Here is a 20896-nt window from a genome sequence, read left to right as displayed (position 1 = left end):
CCTTATATCTATTGTTCTTTTTTCCAAATCTTTCTTGCATCTTCCAAGTCCTTTGGCGTATCAATAGATACCCATATACCTTCATGCAAATAGACAGCAAGTTCTCTCTTTTCAATTAACTTTCTTAATGGCTCTTCCTCTAACACACAATCCGGCTGGGCTGATAGATACTGAAAGAACTCCTTATTGCAAACAAAAAATCCCCCATTAATCCAGTCATCTAAAATCGGCTTTTCGGCAAAGCGGTTAGCAATACCATCTTCTATATCCAGTACTCCATATTGATTATTTTTTTTGATGCCTGTAAGTGTAACTGTTTTTCCTTTTTCTTTATGAAAGGCAATAAGTTTATCTAAGTCAATATCAGACAAACCATCCCCATAGGTTAATAAAAAGATATCATCATCTATATATGATTCTAACTGTTTAATTCGTGCTCCAGTCATTGTATCTTGACCAGTATCTATACAAGTTATTGTCCATGGCTCTGTTTTTTCTAGAATGTTATATTGATTGTTTGCTAAATCAATTTGTATATTATTGTTTCTCCAGGCTGAATTAACAAAGTAATCTTTTATCTGCTCTCCTTTATAGCCCACAGGCAAAATGAAATCTTGATGACCATATTCACTATAATGCTTCATAATATGCCAGATAATCGGCTTCCCATTAACATCAGCTAAGGCTTTTGGTATATTCTCTGTTAAGCCTCTCATTCTCATACCTTTGCCCCCACATAAAATTACAACTTTCATGCTTTCACCTCTTCTCTTAGTATTTTCATGCCATTATATGTACAGGCTACTAATTATGCGTAGGTTGTTTCATTAGGTTTGGTAAGATATAGGCGAATTTTTTGAGTAATTTGAAGAAAATACTGTTCAGACTGTCCTTTTTTGAAGGATATTATGAGTCCTTACTCTTCTTGCTGTAGAAGAGAACAGCAATACTTTTTATAAAATTATCCCTAAAGAAAGATGGGAAATTCAAACACATATAAAAAACCTACAGTTTTACCTGTAGGCAGTTTATCCCTTTTCCGAATAAAAAAAGCTATAAGGTAAAATTACCTCATAGCATTCATTATTATCCTATTCTAATCTCGTTACCTTCTACTATCACTTTTTCATTCTCTTCAAGGTTAGTAAATACCATTGGCGTAATGATGGAAGGAACCTTTGATTTGATTGCATCAAAATCAATTTCCATTAATTTTTGTCCTTGTTTTACTTTATCTCCATCTTTAACAAAAGAAGTAAACCCTTCCCCTTTTAAACTAACTGTATCTAATCCAACATGAATTAAGATTTCTTTTCCATTGTTATCAGTCATGCTTACTGCATGCTTTGTTGGGAACACATTCATAATTTGTCCGTCTGCTGGAGCAACTAATACGCCATTGGATGGATCAACCGCTATGCCGTCTCCCATCATCTTTTGCGCAAATACTGGATCTGGAACTTCTGTAATGCTTAATAGCTTTCCTTCTAATGGTTGAATATAAGTTTGAGTCGTATTCGTTTTTTCTTCCTTATTTCTCTTAAATAGATTTTTAAACAAGGTAGCACCCTCCAATAAAAGATTCACTTCCTATTTTAACTTAATAACAGAAATTTTCCCATAAATCTAATAAATAATATTTCTAAAAGCCTATATCTGCACGAAATATTATTACTTTATATAATAGACAATAGACTCATATGCTCTTAGCTTTATACTTTCTCTCATGGAATCGGAATCAGGATAATTAGATAGAAGAATGGTACCTGTTAATCCTGTCCAATCAATGTGCTCTGGTAAAGTAAATGTCACTTCTTCTTCATAGAAATTATTAACGACTAATAATTTCTCTTTATCTGTACTGCGTAAATAGGCAAATATTTTATCATCTTCAGGAGCAAGTAGTTCATAATCTCCGTCTGTAATGATATTGTATTCTTTCCGCAGCTGGATAAGTTTTTGATAGTGATAGAAAATAGACTCTTTATCCTTTAATGCATTTTCTGCATTTAGTTCTCGATAATTTCGAGCCGTTTCAATCCATGGCGTTCCATCCGTAAATCCAGCATTTTTCTCACCGTTCCACTGAACAGGTGTACGAGAGTTATCACGAGATTTTCTGCGCAAAATTTCGAGAATTTCTTCTTCTGATTTACCGTTTGCTTGTAAAATATTATACATATTCAAAGATTCCACATCTCTATACTGATCAATCGAAGTAAATTTAGGATCTGTCATGCCAAATTCTTCTCCTTGATAAATATAAGGTGTGCCTTGCATCATATGAATAGTAGTAGCAAGCATTTTTGCAGATTCCTTATGGAATTCCCCATCATTCCCATAACGGGAAACAATACGTGGCTGATCATGGTTACACCAGAAAAGGGCATTCCATCCTCCCCCTTCATTCATACCAACTTGCCATTTAGATAAAATTTGTTTCAGAGCCAGAAAATCCATTTCGCCAATTTCCCACTTCTCTCCGTCGGGATAATCAACCTTTAGATGGTGGAAATTAAAAGTCATACTTAACTCATTTCGCTCTGGCTTTGTAAATTTAACGCAATGCTCTAGTGTTGTAGAAGACATTTCTCCAACTGTCATACTGTCATATTTGGAAAATACTTCTTGATTCATTTCATGGATAAATTCGTGCACACGAGGTCCATCTGTATAAAATTTCCTTCCATCTCCAGGCGCTGCGGAACCGTCATCATCTGGGAAATCTTGATTTTTTGAAATCAAATTAATGACATCAAGACGGAAACCATCTACACCTTTTTCAAACCAAAATTGCATCATTTTATACACTTCATTACGAAGCTTCTCATTTTCCCAATTTAAATCAGCTTGCGTTATATCAAAAAGGTGTAAATAATACTGGCCTGTTTTTTCATCATACTGCCATGCATTGCCGCCAAATTTAGATTGCCAATTCGTTGGTTCACTGCCATCTTCTTTTCCATCTTTCCAAATATAAAAATCACGATATGGGTTATCTTTAGAAGATGCTGCTTGTTTAAACCATTCATGTTCCGTTGAAGTATGGTTAACAACGATATCCATAATAACTTTCAGACCTTTTTGATGGGCTTCCTTTAATAGCTGATCAAAATCTTCCATCGTTCCATATTCATGATGAATGGAATAATAATCACTAATATCGTAGCCATTATCCTTTTGAGGAGAAGCATAAATAGGTGTTAACCACAATACATCTACCCCTAATTCTTTTAAATAATCTAATCTTTTAATAATCCCTTGAATATCTCCTACACCGTTTCCTGTTGTATCTTGAAAACTCTTCGGATAAATTTGATACACAACTGCCTTTTGCCACCATGCTTGTTTCATCTATATACACCACCGATGTGAAAATTATGTTCTTTTTCCTGTCTGTAAAACACAATACAGTTAGCATTTACGTTTTTTTACTTCCTTTTGATTACTAGTACTTGCTCAATAGATTTACGAGTTGGTTTGACATTATAGAAACGTTTCTTCTATATGATTCGGAATTTGAACAAGACTAATAATTTTTATTCTCTTTCATCATAACATGTATATACAAGTTGTCAACTGATTAGTAATGCGTTTTCAAAACTTCCTTTGTCATAAACCAAGTTAGCTCTTACCTCTACTTGCCTGGATAAATCCCCTTACATTTTCCACTTTTTTATGTATTCCCTAATAAAAAGGTTTTTTGTAAATCCCTTAAAATTCATTGGTTATTTACTGCTTTTTTTGATAAGATATCCCTATAATTTTTAGAATTTGATTTAACTAATCAATGATATTCCCATACTCTAGCTTGTATGGACATGAAAAACATTGCCTATAGATATTGCTAAATAGAAATGTAAAAACGGTTCATCTTTATATTTACAGACAGCACAGAAAAAATTAAGTAGAATAAAAAGGGTTGATTAAGACATAGAAAGCTTACTCAATTTTTTTCTGCGAAATTATTAATTTATCAATGGTGGAAAAGCTCATTTACTCCACATATAATGAAAGAACATGTATACTATTAATAGATTTAAACTAGGAGTGAGCATTTTGAAGGATGAATTAGCTTATATCGGGAACAAAATTATAGAAAACCAGAACATCCTTGCTGAAAATACAAATAGGCTGCTTTCGCAATTTTTACAGCAGCAGGCATCTAATTTTTCTCTTCCTTATCCCGAAGAAGATATGCATAAATGGAACGCTAAGCTTTTCCTTATCTTGGCTGAAGCCTTAAAAGATAAGAAAGATGCGAAAGGAATAGAGTATTGGTCGGATAAAACTGGGAAAGCCTTTGTAAAGAACCATATTCCATTACAATCTGCCCTGCGTTCCTTATCGATATACCGAAATGTGATCTGGGATGTATTCACAGAAGAATTAGAACAGAAATCTTTCGCGCCAATTACCATGTTGGATGTTGGCAAGATTATTGATCCTATACTCGATGAAATTAGTGCTTACATAGGGCATATTTATGAAGAGCATAACACACAGATAATGAAGCTTGCTTATACAGCTTTAGAAGAGCTGTCTGTTCCAGTTGTTCCAATAGCAAAAGAAACAGCCATCATACCTCTTATTGGGGAAATTGATACACAGCGATCTCAATTAATTTTAGAAGTTGCCTTGCAGGAATCTGCCAATTTAAAAATTGAATATCTCATTTTAGATATTTCAGGAGTACCAATCGTCGATACAATGGTGGCAGACAATTTATTTAAAGTCGTTCATGCCTTAGACTTAATTGGTGTTAAATCCATCGTTTCTGGTATTAGACCAGAAATTGCTCAAACGATTATTTCATTAGGAATCGACTTTAGTAAAATTACGACATGTGCCAATTTACACACTGCTTTAGCTAGCATTGGCTTAAAGCGAGTTGTAGAATAAAATAAGGATGTCTTAAATAGTTAGTTAAACTCTTTAAGACATCCTTTATTATTTTTACGCAATCGTTTCTCATCTAAAACTTTAGCTAACTGTCCACCGATTTTTCATATATGTTGGTTGCAAGGAATAAACATGTAAATTGTCATCAGCACTTCCTGCAGGCAGCCTCTTCCCATTAAATTTGTACTTGGAACATAAAATACATGTGCACACATTTGATTTGCCTCCTTTTATTTGTTCAATAATTCACATGATTATTTATAAAGAAAGAGCGATTTGCCCTGATTCTTTTATAGATGTAATATGCCTTCTCTAGGTACTACTTGAAAAGCATCTGCTAAGTCTTGTAACTGCTGGTCCGTAATGGTTTGCTTAATCTTTGAAGCATCCCCAATAATCGTATAAATTTGTGCTGCTTTTTCTGCTGTTTCAATCAGCCCGAATGTTTCATCCATTGTGGATCCGGCACCGAATATTCCATGATGTGGCCAAACAACTAAACGATGCTCTCTCATTTTCGCTGCTGTTTTTTCTCCAATTTCATCTGTTCCAGGAACCATCCAAGGCAGAATCCCGATTGCATCCGGAAAAACAACAATACATTCGGTACACATTTGCCATAGTGTTTTTGTAAAACTTGCTTCATCTAAATCATGCATAAATGTCATTGCAAGTATATTTGTGGCATGGTTATGCATGATAATCCGATGATTTGGGTCTACTCGTAAACGTGCAATATGGCTCATAAAATGGGAGGGTAACTCACTTGTAGGATTCGACCCATCTTCAAATCCCCATAGTATATGCACTTTTTCTCCACTCTTATCTATTTTTAAAACACCAAGTGTATTTGCAGGATCTTTTTTCACATTTTTAAAATACTTCCCAGATCCTGTTACAATAAAATACTTCCCTGCCAATTCTGCCACTGGAAACTTCAGAGGGATAGACCGAATAATTTTGCTAGTATCCAAATACTGTTCCACTAACTCTTCTTCTAAAAGATAACTGATATTTCCTCCATTCCGTTCATCCCAGCCCATATTCCACATATTAAATGTTGCTTCACTCATTTCTTTAATAAATGGAACATCTAAAATATTTTGCTTTTGCATAATCGCAACCATTTCTCTTCACTCCCTTAATCTATTAATCTTGTTTTTCATATCCTTATTTTATGACTTAAACAAAAATAAGTCAACACATTCAAAAATAAAAACAACTTATCATTTTGTATTTTCTGTTATTTTTTTTGTTTTATTTTGATTTGTTTTAAAATCACATTCTCTCCAAATAAAAAAAGATAGCACCAATCTATTATCAAAAATATTGGTGCCATCTTTCATTTTCTGCCCGTAAGCTTGAACAAATCATTTTATGACGGAACGACCTGAAAAGAGATATTTTTTTCTTGAAACCAATTTGCATATTCTTCCGGAATACGTTCATCTGTAATGACATATTGTATTTGATCTAGATTGGCAATATGAGCAAAAGTCTTTACTCCGAATTTGCTTGAATCAACAAGAAGAGTAACCTCTGATGATATATTCATCATCTGCTTCTTTAATAATGCCTGCCATTCATTAGCATCACTTAGACCACTTTGCATATCTACTCCTTTACATGATAAAAACAGCTTATTAACATAATATCGTTCAAGGGAACGTTCAGCCAGTGGTCCTACATAAGATAATGATTTCGACAAAAGCATTCCACCTGTTGATATTACTCTAATCTGTTCCTTCTTACTTAATTCCAACGCTACTTTAATAGAATTAGTAATCACAGTTAAAGGCATATCAGGTAATTGTGACGCCATATACCAGGCAGTAGTACTACCATCCAAGATGATTTGTTCTCCAGGCTGTATGCGCTTTACCGCTTCTCGGGCTATTGCTCTCTTTTGTTCTGCGTTCGTAACCTCTCTCTCCATGAAAGGAGTATCACTTGGTTCTTTTTCAATACTCACTGCCCCTCCATGACTTCTCATCAAAAGCTTATCCTGCTCTAATTTCTCTAAATCTCTTCTAATCGTTTCCTCCGTTACCGAAAAAATTTCACTTAATTCTGATACGCGTATACTTATTCTTTCATTCACAAGCTCCACAATTTTTCTACGTCTTTCTGCTACAAGCACTTTCGAAGTTCTCCCTCCATTTTTGTTTTCTTGGGATTAAGTTGATATATGTTTATTACTATAGCATATTTTTCGTTTTAATAAGAAGCCCTCCCATCAAAAAAAGGATGAAATAAGATAATCCTTACTCCATCCCTTCCTATCAAACTATTGTGCTTTGTTTTTATTATAAATATCAAATGCTACAGCTGCTAAAAGTACCAGCCCTTTAATTCCTTGCTGCCAGTCAATGCCAAGTCCCATTAGTGACATTCCATTATTCATGATTCCCATTACCAAACCACCAATAATTGCTCCAGGTATGGTTCCAATACCCCCATATGCAGAAGCTCCACCGATGAAACAAGCTGCAATGGCATCCAGTTCAAAAAGATTACCAGCTTTTGGAGTAGCCGCATTCAAACGTGCAGCGAATAAGAGACCAGACAATGCAGAAAGTACTCCCATATTAACAAATACCATAAATGTCATCTTTTTCGTTTTAATCCCAGAAAGCAAAGCTGCCTTCTCATTTCCTCCGATTGCATAGATATGTCTTCCTGCTTTTGTTTTGTTTGTTACAAATGTATAAATAACAATCAGAATACCTAATACAATTAAAATATTGGGGATGCCCTCATAGGTTGCGAGAACAAAGGTAAAGATATTCAAAATTAAAATCATTCCTACTAACTTCGATACAAATAGGCCAAATGGTTGGACATCAAATTGATGTTTTAATTGATTCCTTCTGTTTTTTAATTGAAGGAAAATGATAATGATAGATAAAACAGCACCAATTAAAATCGTTAATAGATGCAGCGATCCTCCACTTATATCAGGAATAAATCCAGAGCTGATTTTCTGAAAGGATTCAGGAAAAGGTGCAATCGATTTCCCTTCTAATACAATCATCGTCAACCCTCTAAATAGGAGCATTCCTGCTAGTGTGACTATAAATGCTGGAATTCGGACATATGCAATCCAAAAACCTTGCCATGCTCCGATAACAGCACCTAATACTAAAGAAATGACGATTGCTAAAAATGGTGACATTTCATAATTTACCATCATAATGGCAGAGATGGCTCCAACAAATGCGGCAATTGATCCTACCGATAAATCAATGTGTCCCGTGACGATAACAAGTAACATTCCAACTGCTAAAACTAATATATAGCTATTTTGTAAGATTAAGTTTGTAATATTTAAGGGTTTTAGTAATAATCCATCCGTAATAATTTGAAACAATACCATGATGAATACTAAAGCGATAATCATACTATACTGACGGAAATTAACATGAAAAAGTGATTTGCTTTTTTGTGAACCTACTGGATTTGGTTTTATTTGTGGCTGCATTGTTCGCTTACCCCCTTACTTTACTTTTGGTCATATATTTCATTAATTTCTCTTGATTTGCTTCTTCTTTAAGAACTTCTCCTGTTATGCGCCCCTCATTCATTACATAAATACGGTCACACATCCCTAATAACTCTGGTAATTCAGACGAAATCATTAGAATACTTTTTCCCTCATTGACAAGATCATTAATGATTGTATAAATTTCATACTTAGAACCAACGTCTATTCCTCTAGTAGGTTCATCTAAAATTAAGATATCCGGCTCTGAAAAAACCCATTTACTTAATACGATTTTCTGTTGATTACCGCCACTCAGATTTCCAGCTTTTTGAAAGATGCTTGGCGTTTTTATTCTGAATTTCTGCTGATATTCTTCTGCAACCTTTATCTCTTGATTCTTATCTAACACAGAATGTTTAGAAATACGGTCAAGCGTTGCAAGCGTAATATTCTGTTTAATGTCTTCCATTAAGATTAAACCATTGCCTTTTCTATCTTCCGAAACATAGGCTAGCCCATTATTGATAGCTGCAGTTACATCTTTGAATTGCACTTCTTTCCCATTTTTTATTATTTTTCCATTAATATTCTTTCCATATGCTCTTCCAAATAGGCTCATTGCTAATTCTGTACGTCCAGCTCCCATTAACCCCGCAACCCCGACAATCTCTCCCCTTCTGATTGTTAAGGAGACATTATCGATCACTTTCCTATCCATATGCTTTGGATGGTATACATTCCAATCTTTTACCTCAAAAACAACCTCTCCAATATGAGGAATTCGCTCAGGATATCGATTGGTAAGATCTCTCCCTACCATACCTTTGATAATTCTGTTTTCATCCACCTGATCATTCTTTACATCCAATGTCTCAATCGTTTTTCCATCTCTTAAAATGGTAATAGAATCGGCAACCTTTTCAATTTCATTCAGTTTATGCGATATAATGATGGCAGACATTCCTTGTTTTTTAAGGTCTAATAATAAATTTAGTAAGTTTTCGCTGTCATTCTCATTTAAAGAAGCTGTTGGTTCATCTAAAATAAGCAGCTTAACATCCTTTGATAAAGCTTTTGCGATTTCTACTAATTGTTGTTTACCTACTCCAATATCACTTACCTTTGTATTTGGTGATTCACTTAATCCGACTTTTTTAAGCAATTCCCGTGTACGCAAAATTGTTTTATTCCAATCAACAACGCCCTTGTTAACGATTTCATTTCCTAAAAAGAGATTTTCTGCTATCGTCAATTCCGATACTAATGCAAGTTCTTGATGGATGATTACGATTCCTAGCTCTTCGCTTTGTTTGATGTCTTTAAATATGCAAACTTCATTATGAAAGAAAATATCTCCAGAATAAGTACCATGTGGGTAAACTCCGCTCAATACCTTCATTAAAGTTGATTTACCAGCACCATTTTCCCCACAAAGAGCGTGTATTTCTCCTTGCTTAACCTTTAAATTAACATCATCTAAAGCTTTAACGCCTGGGAACTCCTTTGTAATATTTTGCATTTCAAGAATTATATTTGCCATGTCCTTCACCACCTCTATTTTTTCTTACTATTACTGTCCCAGCTGCTCTTTCGTATAATAATTCGTATCAACTAATTCAGCTTCATAATTTTCTATATCCACAGAAACCGGTTTCAAAAGATAAGCAGGAACTACTTTTTTTCCGTTGTTATATGTTTCCGTATCATTTACTTCTGCTTCCTCTCCATTGAGTAATGCCCTTGCCATTTCCACAGCTTTCTTAGCTAATTCTCGTGTATCTTTGAAAATGGTTTGCGTTTGTCTTCCATTTATAATTGCTTTAATAGAAGCAAGCTCTGCATCTTGCCCTGTTATAATCGGCATCGGTTTATCTTTGCTTCCATAGCCAACACCCCTTAAAGACGAGATAACCCCAATACTAATACCATCATAGGGAGACAAGACGGCATCTATCCGTTCAGAGGAATAATGTGCGCTTAATAAATTATCCATTCTAGCTTGAGCTAGTGCCCCATCCCAGCGGAGTGTCGCTCCTTGACTAAATTTTGTTTGCTTACTTCTTACGACTAGTTTGCCAGAATCTATATATGGCTGAAGGACTGACATTGCTCCATCGAAGAAAAAGTATGCATTGTTATCATCTGGTGATCCTGCAAAAATCTCTATATTAAATGGTCCTTCAGATTCTTTCAATCCTAACTTCTCCTCAATATATTGTCCTTGCAGCTCTCCTACTTTAAAATTATCGAATGTTGCATAATAATCTACATATTCACTGTGCTGTATTAAACGGTCATAAGAAATAATTTTTATGCCATCCTTATGGGCTCTCTCTAAAACTCCTGTTAAACCAGATCGGTCATCGATGGGGGCAATGACAAGAATATCTACGCCTTTTGTGATCATATTTTCAATTTGTGCTGTTTGATTTTCAATCACATCCTCTGCATATTGTAAATCCGTTTTAAAGCCAAGTTCTTCAAACAGTTTTTTCATATTTTCTCCATCATTTACCCATCTTTCTGATGATTTGGTAGGCATGGAAATACCAATAAACCCTTTTGACTCTCCAGATGTTTTTTCAACTCCACATGCAGTAGTAATAAATGTTAGTACAATGACAGCAATAAATGTATACACTTTTTTACACAAACAAACTTCCCCCTTTCTACATTTTTCTTAAGCATTTATTTTGACTAAACTTACTATAGCATCTGCCTCAAGGATGGTCTTTTCAAATAATTTACTATTTTTATACTTTTTTAACTTAAATTAAAACGCTTTCATTTCACTAAAAAAAGATTTGTGGTGTCTTATCTATCCCTTTACCCATCTTAGTTAATTCAATTGGCTATACGGACAGTTGATCTTCCACCTATTTTCCTGGTCAGCGTTTAGGCTTATTACGCAAAAAAAAAGAAGCCCATCTTTCATGGCCCCTACTTCCTTCACTTTATATTATTTGTTTCCTCCATAATATTTCTACGATATTTATTAGGGGAAACGCCCATAATCTTTTTAAACGCTGTACTAAAATAATGCTGCGTTTCATACCCTACTAGCTGAGATATCGTGATAATTGGATAATCCGTTGATTGAAGTAAGTATATTGCCTGTTTCATTCGTTTCGTTGTAAGGAGCTGGACGAAACTTACTTTTAATTCTTGCTTCATTAATCTACTTAAATAAACAGGAGATACCTGTAAAGTGATCGCAACCTTCTCGAGTGAAAGGGAAGAATCTGCATATTGATGGTCAATAATACTCTTTGCCCTTCTCACAATAGGTGAAATATTCATTTCCTTTTGGATCATTTCTTTACAGTTTTTATATAAGGAAAAGAGTTGTTTGTAATCCACTTCATTGTTATTTATATAGATGGCAATAGACATTTTTAGTTCTTTTCTGATATATTCCTCCAACTGTAAAGCTACCTCATTAGTGATAGTTTGCCAGATAATTAGAGCGATCAAACCTGATTCATCATGAAAATAACCTATTTCCTTGTGTTTTAAGAATAAGAGAATATGATATTTTAACGATTCTTGAATCTCTCCTTTTTCCTTTTCACTTAAGATAGACTTGTTCTCGAGAAATTCCAAACAAGAAATAACTACTAGTTGTTTAGGTATACTCGTATTTAAATAGTAAAAAGCTAATTGTTCCTTTATTTCCTCGTTCGTTAATTTGCCCCCTATCCATTCACGGAAGAAATTATGTTGTAAGGTCGGCAGATTTTTAGTGAATTGCTCGGACGTTCTGTCCAATAAAGCCCTTTTTTTATTTACTTCTACTAACTCCATTTTTATCTTATTTAACAATCCCATTAGATGATCTGGATCGATAGGTTTTAATAAATAATCGAATACATTTAATCGAACGGCTTCTTGGGCATACTTAAATTCATCATACCCCGTTATAATAATAATTTGGCAGTCTGGCAGCTTGGCTTTTACCTGTTTAATCACCATTAATCCATTTGCAATTGGCATATTTATATCTATAAGGAGGATGTCGACAGAATGCATCAGCGAAAGCTCTATCGCCTCTTCCCCATCCTCCGCTTCTGCTATAACATTCATCTGAAGTGCAGACCAATCGATGACATTCCGTATCCCTTCCCGAATAATGGGTTCATCATCGGCAATTAACACATTCCATATTTGTTTATCCATTCATTCTCACTCCTTCTTTTCCTCTAGATTCATGGGAAGTTTTATCGTTACTGTTGTTCCTTTATCAGGCTCACTATCAATTGTGAGACCATACGCGTCTCCATATGTAAGTTTAATTCTTGCTTGTACATTCATCATGCCATAGCCAAAATTTATCTGTTCCTTCCTTTCCTTTTTTAAGATCACAAGTGTATTTAGTTTTTCTCTTAGTGCATGTAACTCCTCCTCTTCCATGCCTTTTCCATCATCCGTAACTTTTAAAAGTAAGCACGCATTTTCCTGAATTGCAGAGATTATTATGTTTCCAGGTCCTCTCCTTTCTTTTATTCCGTGATAAATTGCATTCTCCACTATAGGCTGAAGGACCAACTTAAGGATTGTTACTTCTGTCAAATTAGAATCATATATAATTTCATAACTTAATTTCTCCTGATATCTTGCCTTTTGAATCATAAGATAACTTTGAATATGCTTCATTTCGTCTTTTAAGGGAATCATATCATTGCCCTTACTTAAACCAATTCTGAAAAAGGAAGATAATGATGCAACTACCTCTGCAACATCTTTTGCTCCATGCTTTCTTGCCATCCAATTAATCGTATCTAATGTATTGTATAGAAAATGTGGCTTTATATGTGCTTGAAGACTTCTTAATTCTGCTTCTCTCTTTTGTTTTTCTTGCACTTCTGTTAATGTTATTAAACTATTAATCTTTGTAATCATATGATTAAATGTTTTTCCTAGTCTGCCAATCTCATCTTTTCGTTTCCCCTTATAGCGGATTTCCATCTGGCCATCTTCAATTTTTCTCATCATCGTCATTAATTCAATGATCGGATTGGAAATAGAATGAGAAAAATAATAAGACACCGTTATACCGGCAAAACATAAAAAAAATACAAAAAAGAACAAATACAATTGAATTTCTTTTACCTCTGCTACTGATTCATCTGAATGAAATATCCCAACTGTTGTCCAATTGGAAAAAGGGGTTCTTTGATAAATAAACTCCATCTTCTCCCCATCTACTACCTTTTTATAAGCCCCCCAATCTCCTTCCAATAAAATCGTTTCTGGAATCTCGATTGCTTCACTATTAGAAGTAGAATAAATCTCTTTACCATTTTCATCTATTACAGTTAAAAATCCCGATAATCCAATATGGACATTATTCATCGCTTCTCCAATGACTCTTAATTTTAAATCGATTAATAAGACACCGGTTATTTCTTGTGTATCTCTATCGACGATTGCCCTAACAACAGTCACGACATCTTCATCCTTGTAATTAATTTGGCTGATAATATGACGCTTTTCAGGCTTCCCAATAATTTTAAAGATCCCTTTATTACGGACTGCTTCCTTGTACCACTCCTCCTTTGTTAAATCAACCTTATCCTCTGCATAAAGTTCATTACTAATATATTTTCCTTGCTTATTTATTAGTAGGATTCCTGCAATTTCTGGGTACAAGGATGTAAACCCTTGCATTGTTTGGCGAATAGAATAACTTTGATCCGTCTCGTTGCCTTCCTTTCGATTTGAGGAAAAAAAAGTCTTAATTTGTGCATCCATCGAAATGAGATAACTTACATTTTGTACATTTGTTATGGAAGATTCTAATGTCGTGTTTACTTGATTGATTAATTGCAAGGTATTTTTTGTTGCTTGTTCTCCTAAAATTTTTTCCACTGTTACACCGACTAATAAACCTAGTCCAATGGCTGGGATAATACTAATTAGTAAAAACAAAGCAATCAATTTATCTCTTAGTGAAAAATCATTAACTTTCCTTAATTTCGCAAACATTTATCTAAACCTTTCTTCCTTACTTTGTATATTCGGCATAGTATTCTTTCACATTATCCTTTGTAACAATGGTAATTCCCGTATCGACATAAGAAGGCAGGCCATGAGGATCGCTAATGATGTCCTTTTGATGCAGTTTAAAAAGAAACTGCATGGACCAATAGCCCATATTCCATGTTCCCTGAGCAATGGTTGCAGATATAGTTCCGTTTTCTATGTTATCTAATGTCTTTCTGTCTACATCAAAGCTAATAATCTTTACATCCATCTTCTTGTTTTCTTTTGCTGCATCTGCTACTCCGACTCCCCCATTTGCTTCTGTTACAAATATCCCTTTAATATCTGGATAGTTTTTCATTATCTCTTTTGCTATTTTTTCCGATTTCAGTTGATCGCCTTCTCCATTTTGGACTTGCACCACTTCAATATTCGGATAGTTTGATTTAATGGTTTCCACAAACCCTTTTGTTCTTTCTTGATGGTTTAACTGATCTGGTAACGTAATGACGGCTACTTTTCCCTTTTTATTTATAAGGGATGACAGTTTATCTGCTGCCTTTACACCCGCTTCATAATTGTTAGTACCTAAAAAGGCTGATGCTTTACTTAACGGTGCATCAGAATCGAACAAAACAACTGGGATTCCCATCTCCACAGCTTTATCAATGGTGGCATTTAGATTATTCGGATTTATGGCAGAAAGAGCAATCCCAGCAGGCTTCTTGGCAATCACTTGCTCTAATATAGTAATTTGCTCATGCAGGTCATATTGCGTTCCACCTCTATAAGCAACCGAAACATTCCATTCATTAGCCGCATCCTCAAATCCCTTTAATGCCGACTTCCAGTAATCCATCCCTGCCAGAAAGGTGACCATCACAAACTCGTCATTAACGACACATTGTAAGCGTTCTCTTTTTACACCGTTATTATCGTCTAAAGCATTATACAAATGAGAATAATAAAAATAAATACCAAATAATATAAAAACAAACATATATACATACAGTAACCGCTTCAAAAACCACACCTCCAAAGGAAAAAACTGTATGTATCATTATACATGGAAACATTTGCAGTGAAAAGAAAAAACAAGTATCCAACATGCCATTCCATCTTTTAACCAATAAAAGATGGGGGGACAAAAGAATTTTACATAAAGAAAAAGCCAAACTATAATACAATAAAATATCGTAATAGTTCGGTTTTTTCTTTTTGCTGATTTATCTTTTTTATAGCTAAAAAACAAGTTCGTTCCATTGCGCTCCAGTCACTCGCTTTCCGCGGGGAGGAAGCTGAGCCTCCTCACTGCGCTGCGGGGTCTCAGCCTTCCTCTATTTCCCGCAGGAGTCGAGTGTCTTCCACTCCATTTCACTAACCTTATAAAATGGGGCGAGAAACAAAAATAAATATTATTTATCATTCGTTTAATTCAACAAATGATTATTCAGCTTTAAGCATATCCTTTTTAGTTTTGTCTCAGCCCCTTTTATTTTATCTTTTGGAAAGAACTTCTTCCTCATACACTTTCACTTCATTCAGCCAAGATTCACGCACCGGTACATCCATTTGTTCAGAATAGTAATCCCAGATTGCCCCAAATGGATATGTTTTAAATTCTTCCATTAATGCCAATCTCTCTGTAAAATTTCCTTCCTCTTGTAATTGTTTTAATTTATCATTTGGAAGCAATAATGCATTTAAAAGTGCTTTAATCATATTTCTTGTACCAATTGTCCATGCTGCTACGCGGTTAATGCTTGCATCAAAGAAATCAAGACCTATAATTACTTTATCTAATGCATCATTACGTACGATTTCTACAGCAATTTCTTTTAGTTCATCATCTAAAATAACAACATGATCACTATCCCATCTTACTGGTCGAGATACATGTAATGCCAATTTATCACTAAATAAAAGCATGGAAGAAATTTTATTCGAAACAGTCTCGGTCGGATGATAATGACCTGTATCCATGAGGCATAATTTATTATTTTTCAAGGCATAGCCTAAGTAAAATTCATGGGAACCGACTACATAAGATTCTGAACCAATTCCAAAAACCTTGCTTTCTACTGCATCTAAATTATAGCGTTCATCTGTTTCTACAGCATAAATTTTATCCAAGGAATCCTTTAGTCTTTTTCTTGGAGTTAAACGGTCGCTTGGAATGTCTTTGTAGCCATCCGGTATCCATATATTCGTTAATGCAGGCGTTCCGAGCTCTTTCCCGAAATATTCAGCAATTTTTCGACTAGCAATACAATGTTGAATCCAAAAATCACGAATTTCTTGATCTGGATGAGCTAACGTTAATCCATCAGCTGCTTTTTCATGGGAAAATAAAGTCGGATTAAAATCCAGCCCTAAGCCATTTTCTTTTGCCCATTGCACCCAATTTTCAAAATGCTTTGGCTCTAGCTCATCTCTTTCTACGGCTAGCCCATTGGTTTCTGCATAAATAGCATGGAGATTCACGCGATGTCTTCCAGGAATAAGTGAGAGCGCCTTCTCTAAATCGCTTCTTAATTCCTCCGGATTCGTTGCTTTCCCAGGATAATTCCCTGTTACATCAATACCACCAGATAATTCTCTTTGATTTACTTCAAATCCAGCAATGTCATCCCCTTGCCAACAATGGATTGAAATCGGGATATTCTTTAGCTTTTCTAATGCTTCTTCTACATTTACTCCCCATTGCTCATATTGTTTTTTTGCCACCTCAAAATTTTCTTTAACAGACATGTTTGTGTCCTCCTTTTATTTGATTGCATCTTCCGCAGCTTTATATACTTTTATCTCAAATGATTGCTTTATCATTTGTCTAGCCTCTGATAAACTATCTATTTCTCCTAATGCGATGAATTGAGAAACAATATTCCCAATTGCTGTCGCTTCTATCGGTCCAGCATATACCTCCTTCTGAGACGCTTCTGCAAGTAGCTGGTTTAGCATTTCATTCTGACAGCCGCCGCCAATAATATTAATACTCGGAAAAGTTTTTTCAAAAATTTCTTCTATCTCATTTATCGCTATAACATAGCTATCTACTAAACTATCATAAACACATTTCGCTATTTCTCCAGGTGTTGCCGGAACTTGCTGTCCTGTTTCTAGACAATAGTTCTGAATTTCTTCTACCATATTGTCAAGCTTTAGAAAACGATTATCATTTACATTTACAATACTTGAAAAACCTTGTGCCTCTTTTGCTAATTCAACAAACTTGGCAAAAGAGTATTGGTTATTATAATTGCGTCTGACTTCCTGTATCATCCATAGTCCCATAATATTTTTTAAGAAACGATAGCGATAATCAATTCCTCCTTCATTAGTAAAGTTATAATCTAAAGCCTTTGTCACACAAATTGGAAATCTATTTTCCACACCAATCAATGACCATGTCCCCGAACTGATATAGATTGTATCATTAAAAGCTGGAACTGAAATTACTGCTGAACCTGTATCATGAGTCGCTGGCAAAATCACTTTCATATCAAAGCCAAACTCTTCCACTAATTCTGGTCTTAAATTCCCAAGAATCGTATTTGGCTTTTTAATTTCTTGGAATATTTCTTTATTGATCTCTAATGTATCAAGTATCGCTTTATCCCATTTTTTGGTGAAAGCATTTAATAACTGTGTCGAAGTAGCATTGGTGTATTCATTCACTGCAATACCTGATAATAAATAGTGTAAATAATCAGGTATCATTAAAAAGGTTTTCGCTTGTGCGAATACTTCTGGCTGTGTCTTTTTTAACGAATATAACTGATAAATAGTATTAAATTTTTGGAATTGAATTCCCGTTTCTAAATACAATCTTTCTTTCATTATTTTCTGGAATACTTCTTCCATCATGCCATCCGTTCGATCGTCCCTATAAGCAACAGCATCTGTTAAAAGTTCCCCCTTTTCATCTAGTAATACAAAATCTACTGCCCATGTATCGATACCAATACTTTCAGGAGTAATTCCTATGTCATTACATTTTTTAATTCCTTTTTTTATTTCCGAAAATATCATTTCTATATCCCAGCAATAATGCTGTCCTTTTTTGATCATCCTATTTTCGAACCGGTGAATTTCTTTCAGTTCTAATTTTTCTAATGAAACAGACCCGAGAATAAGCCTACCACTTGAGGCCCCAATATCTACTGCCAGTGTATATCTAGTCATTTACACCTCTCCTTGAAAAGGAATTAAAAAACGTTTTCTTAGGGATATTGTAATGGGTTTCATTTTTAAATAAAATAACGCACTTTTCTTTTTTATTGTCCTTATTTTCCATATCTCCTTCATTGTTTTATAAAAGGAATTAGATTACAAAGAAAAAACTAGCATATTACTATTTTGCTAGTTTCAACCGAAACGCTTTTGGCGTCATTCTATATTTTTCTTTAAATATCCGATAGAAATAACTTATATTATCATAACCTACTTCTTCTACAATCCTCTTAATTGGAAGATCCGTTGTCTCTAATAGATTCTTTGCTTCGCTCAGTCGCTTTTCCTGCTGCAATTCCTTAAAAGTATAGCCTGTTGCTTTCTTAATATTTTTACTTAATGAAGACATTGATTGGTGAAGGCGTCCAGCAAGTTCATTCAGTGTCCCTAGCTGATAGTGCTCTTCGATGTAACTCAAAGCCTCTATGACTACATAATGATCTTGTGTTACTCCTTCATTTTGTTGAATCTTATCAGTATTTTTTATCAGTTCAATCATTAATAATCCCATATAAAGCTTCATCGTCGATTCAGATAAAATGGAATTATTACTTTCTTCTTTTAATAGTTTCCCAATTATATCCTGAATTTCTATGACCTCTGAAACCTTGTAATATAAATACTGACCACTCTCTTTATGTTTAAATAAACTACTAATTAAAAAATCTGTCAGCTTATTTTCTTCATGTAAATATTGAAATATAAATTGAAAAAATGGCGGCTGAATGATGAAATTAACGACGATATCGTCCTTATCACACGCCTCTATTTCATGTTCCATGTGCTGATTTAAAAATAGAAGTTCTCCTCTTTTCAACACGATTTCATCGTTCCCAACTTTCTGCTTTAACTGACCATTTACGACATAATTAATCTCAATATAATTATGCTTATGTTTAGGAAAATCAATAAAACGTGTATGCTTTCTAACCGCTATCATTTTATCATTACGCAAAAACTTTTCACTTTCTATGATAAAATTACTTTGACTAGTATAGATGTCTTTTATTACCCCTTGTTTTTGCTGAACAATGCATATTTCTTCCTCTGTTAACTTCCTTAATTGTTCCATTAAAACATGATCCAAGAAGGTCTGCCTCCTAATTTAACTATCTTTGTATTATTATGAGAGTACAGAATAATTTAGCAACTATTCCGAGGAATCTTACATATTTTTTGATAAATAAGGTGGGGAGGAATTAACGCTAACACACAGAAAGTTAAACTGTAAACGGTGAATACATAAAGCAGCTCTCCCTATAAAAGAAGCTATGCTGCTTTATCTGTTTTGCCATTCTATTTTTAAGAACAGCCCTGTTTACAGTTCTAATCTGCTGTTTTCTTATTGCTTACGTCCAAATGCTTTAGTCTTGATATTTTTATTTTCCAGAAACTCTTCTATTTTTTTCTGTTCTCTTCCGTTAACTACCTTACTGCTTTTATATAAAGAGTCCATGTTTACTGTAGGAATGACATCTTCATTCAAGTCGTCTGTAAGTTGGTCGAGCACTGTATCTAATTCATCTAGCATCCCATTTAAACTTGTAATATATCTACTTATTCTTTCGGATTCTTCTTGATAACCCTGGGGTAATGTATTTTGTGAGATATAGTTTAAAAAGTTATCATCATTTTCTCTTGTAAGCCTGTTAATTTGCTTTAACTTCTCTAAATCACTTTTCGTTAATTCTTTTTCTTCGTCTATTATCTCTTGAAAAGGGGAACTAGCAAGAGATAATTCTTCATGGGTGTCTAAGTATGTTTTTATGCTTGATTTCATTTCTTCTTCATCAATTACACTATTTTGTTTGTCAGAATAAAAAATGGTACTAGGAACCTTCACATTATTTGTATCGACTATTTCCTCTTCCGTCTCCATTCCCCCTCCTTTTGAACATGCACTTAATAGAAAAAGAATTAGCATACTATAAAATATTCTTTTCATAAACGCCTACTCCCCTTTGCAAATATAATATTCCCTGGCTTTAGAGGACTATTAGAAACATCACAAATGGTATATCCACTTAACCAAATTGACCTTCCATTAGTTGAGGGTATTAGCTGGAAAAATATTTTAGTCATTCGTTAATACTATTTCACAGAGATGTCCTCATTTCCCTCGTCTTATTCAGGAATACAAAACAACTTTTAACCAATTTTCATCCGTTAGTTTAATAAACATTCATAAACCATATTAACATATATTACCTTATTTAACATTAAAAAGAAGTGTGATTTTCATGGAAATCACACTTCCTTTATGCTTATCTTTATCTCTTTGAGGCTGTCAAAAGC

Annotated in this window: 16 protein-coding genes; 1 reads left to right on the top strand and 15 read right to left on the bottom strand. The window is 34.3% G+C overall.

The window, feature by feature from the left end; genetic code table 11:
• Positions 1-8: 8 nt before the first annotated feature.
• From NST77_RS03205 to treC, 3 genes are all read right to left on the bottom strand, one after another.
• Positions 9-755: a sugar phosphate nucleotidyltransferase gene (locus tag NST77_RS03205; protein ID WP_095332093.1), complete on the bottom strand. Its 747-nt coding sequence runs from the start codon at positions 753-755 to the stop codon at positions 9-11.
• Between the two features lie 331 nt (positions 756-1086).
• Positions 1087-1560: a PTS sugar transporter subunit IIA gene (locus NST77_RS03200; RefSeq protein ID WP_095332091.1), complete on the bottom strand. Its 474-nt coding sequence runs from the start codon at positions 1558-1560 to the stop codon at positions 1087-1089.
• A gap of 111 nt (positions 1561-1671) precedes the next feature.
• Complete coding sequence (gene treC / locus NST77_RS03195; RefSeq protein WP_095332089.1) at positions 1672-3354, bottom strand: alpha,alpha-phosphotrehalase; 1683 nt, start codon at positions 3352-3354, stop codon at positions 1672-1674.
• Positions 3355-4050: 696 nt separating this feature from the next.
• Here treC and NST77_RS03190 point away from each other — a divergent pair.
• Positions 4051-4902 carry an STAS domain-containing protein gene (locus NST77_RS03190; protein ID WP_412973425.1) on the top strand — a complete coding sequence of 284 codons (852 nt, stop codon included), beginning with the start codon at positions 4051-4053 and terminating at the stop codon, positions 4900-4902.
• Positions 4903-5192: 290 nt separating this feature from the next.
• Here NST77_RS03190 and rhaD read toward each other — a convergent pair whose 3' ends face one another.
• From rhaD to NST77_RS03130, 12 genes are all read right to left on the bottom strand, one after another.
• Positions 5193-6029, bottom strand: coding sequence for a rhamnulose-1-phosphate aldolase (gene rhaD, locus NST77_RS03185; RefSeq protein ID WP_341122727.1), 837 nt, complete (start codon positions 6027-6029; stop codon positions 5193-5195).
• A 248-nt stretch (positions 6030-6277) separates the two neighbouring features.
• Positions 6278-7042: a DeoR/GlpR family DNA-binding transcription regulator gene (locus NST77_RS03180; protein WP_095332085.1), complete on the bottom strand. Its 765-nt coding sequence runs from the start codon at positions 7040-7042 to the stop codon at positions 6278-6280.
• 147 nt (positions 7043-7189) lie between these two features.
• The gene (mmsB, locus tag NST77_RS03175; RefSeq protein WP_235844462.1) at positions 7190-8302 is read right to left on the bottom strand and encodes a multiple monosaccharide ABC transporter permease; all 1113 of its coding nucleotides are present in this window, start codon (positions 8300-8302) and stop codon (positions 7190-7192) included.
• An 88-nt stretch (positions 8303-8390) separates the two neighbouring features.
• Positions 8391-9926, bottom strand: coding sequence for a multiple monosaccharide ABC transporter ATP-binding protein (gene mmsA, locus NST77_RS03170; RefSeq protein WP_341122726.1), 1536 nt, complete (start codon positions 9924-9926; stop codon positions 8391-8393).
• A gap of 30 nt (positions 9927-9956) precedes the next feature.
• Positions 9957-11006, bottom strand: coding sequence for a multiple monosaccharide ABC transporter substrate-binding protein (gene chvE / locus NST77_RS03165; RefSeq protein ID WP_235850310.1), 1050 nt, complete (start codon positions 11004-11006; stop codon positions 9957-9959).
• Positions 11007-11335: 329 nt separating this feature from the next.
• Positions 11336-12562, bottom strand: coding sequence for a response regulator transcription factor (locus NST77_RS03160; RefSeq protein ID WP_095332079.1), 1227 nt, complete (start codon positions 12560-12562; stop codon positions 11336-11338).
• Between the two features lie 6 nt (positions 12563-12568).
• On the bottom strand, positions 12569-14371 hold the full coding sequence (locus NST77_RS03155) for a cache domain-containing sensor histidine kinase (protein WP_095332077.1): 1803 nt from the start codon (positions 14369-14371) through the stop codon (positions 12569-12571).
• A 19-nt stretch (positions 14372-14390) separates the two neighbouring features.
• Positions 14391-15392 (bottom strand): substrate-binding domain-containing protein, encoded by a 1002-nt coding sequence (locus NST77_RS03150; RefSeq protein ID WP_341122725.1) that lies wholly within the window; start codon positions 15390-15392, stop codon positions 14391-14393.
• Between the two features lie 473 nt (positions 15393-15865).
• Positions 15866-17119 (bottom strand): L-rhamnose isomerase, encoded by a 1254-nt coding sequence (rhaA, locus tag NST77_RS03145; protein WP_341122724.1) that lies wholly within the window; start codon positions 17117-17119, stop codon positions 15866-15868.
• Positions 17120-17134: 15 nt separating this feature from the next.
• Positions 17135-18553 carry a rhamnulokinase gene (rhaB, locus tag NST77_RS03140; protein ID WP_341122723.1) on the bottom strand — a complete coding sequence of 473 codons (1419 nt, stop codon included), beginning with the start codon at positions 18551-18553 and terminating at the stop codon, positions 17135-17137.
• 169 nt (positions 18554-18722) lie between these two features.
• A complete protein-coding gene (locus tag NST77_RS03135; protein WP_095329945.1) occupies positions 18723-19688 on the bottom strand; it encodes an AraC family transcriptional regulator in 966 nt (321 codons plus the stop codon).
• Positions 19689-19943: 255 nt separating this feature from the next.
• Entirely contained in the window at positions 19944-20546 is a 603-nt protein-coding gene (locus NST77_RS03130; protein ID WP_095329946.1) for an NDxxF motif lipoprotein, read from the bottom strand.
• Between the last annotated feature and the right edge of the window lie 350 nt (positions 20547-20896).

The organism is Niallia sp. FSL W8-0177, assembly GCF_038006285.1.
In the GTDB taxonomy this organism is placed as follows: domain Bacteria; phylum Bacillota; class Bacilli; order Bacillales; family Cytobacillaceae; genus Niallia; species Niallia circulans_A.
This window is presented reverse-complemented; position numbering and strand designations above follow the sequence as displayed.

Coding starts and splice junctions, on each gene's coding strand:
- rhaD (WP_341122727.1), bottom strand. CDS start 6,029: ATGGTTGCGATTATGCAAAAGCAAAATATTTTAGATGTTCCATTTATT.
- mmsA (WP_341122726.1), bottom strand. CDS start 9,926: ATGGCAAATATAATTCTTGAAATGCAAAATATTACAAAGGAGTTCCCA.
- treC (WP_095332089.1), bottom strand. CDS start 3,354: ATGAAACAAGCATGGTGGCAAAAGGCAGTTGTGTATCAAATTTATCCG.
- NST77_RS03155 (WP_095332077.1), bottom strand. CDS start 14,371: ATGTTTGCGAAATTAAGGAAAGTTAATGATTTTTCACTAAGAGATAAA.
- mmsB (WP_235844462.1), bottom strand. CDS start 8,302: ATGATTATCGCTTTAGTATTCATCATGGTATTGTTTCAAATTATTACG.
- rhaA (WP_341122724.1), bottom strand. CDS start 17,119: ATGTCTGTTAAAGAAAATTTTGAGGTGGCAAAAAAACAATATGAGCAA.
- NST77_RS03205 (WP_095332093.1), bottom strand. CDS start 755: ATGAAAGTTGTAATTTTATGTGGGGGCAAAGGTATGAGAATGAGAGGC.
- rhaB (WP_341122723.1), bottom strand. CDS start 18,553: ATGACTAGATATACACTGGCAGTAGATATTGGGGCCTCAAGTGGTAGG.
- NST77_RS03130 (WP_095329946.1), bottom strand. CDS start 20,546: ATGAAAAGAATATTTTATAGTATGCTAATTCTTTTTCTATTAAGTGCA.
- NST77_RS03160 (WP_095332079.1), bottom strand. CDS start 12,562: ATGGATAAACAAATATGGAATGTGTTAATTGCCGATGATGAACCCATT.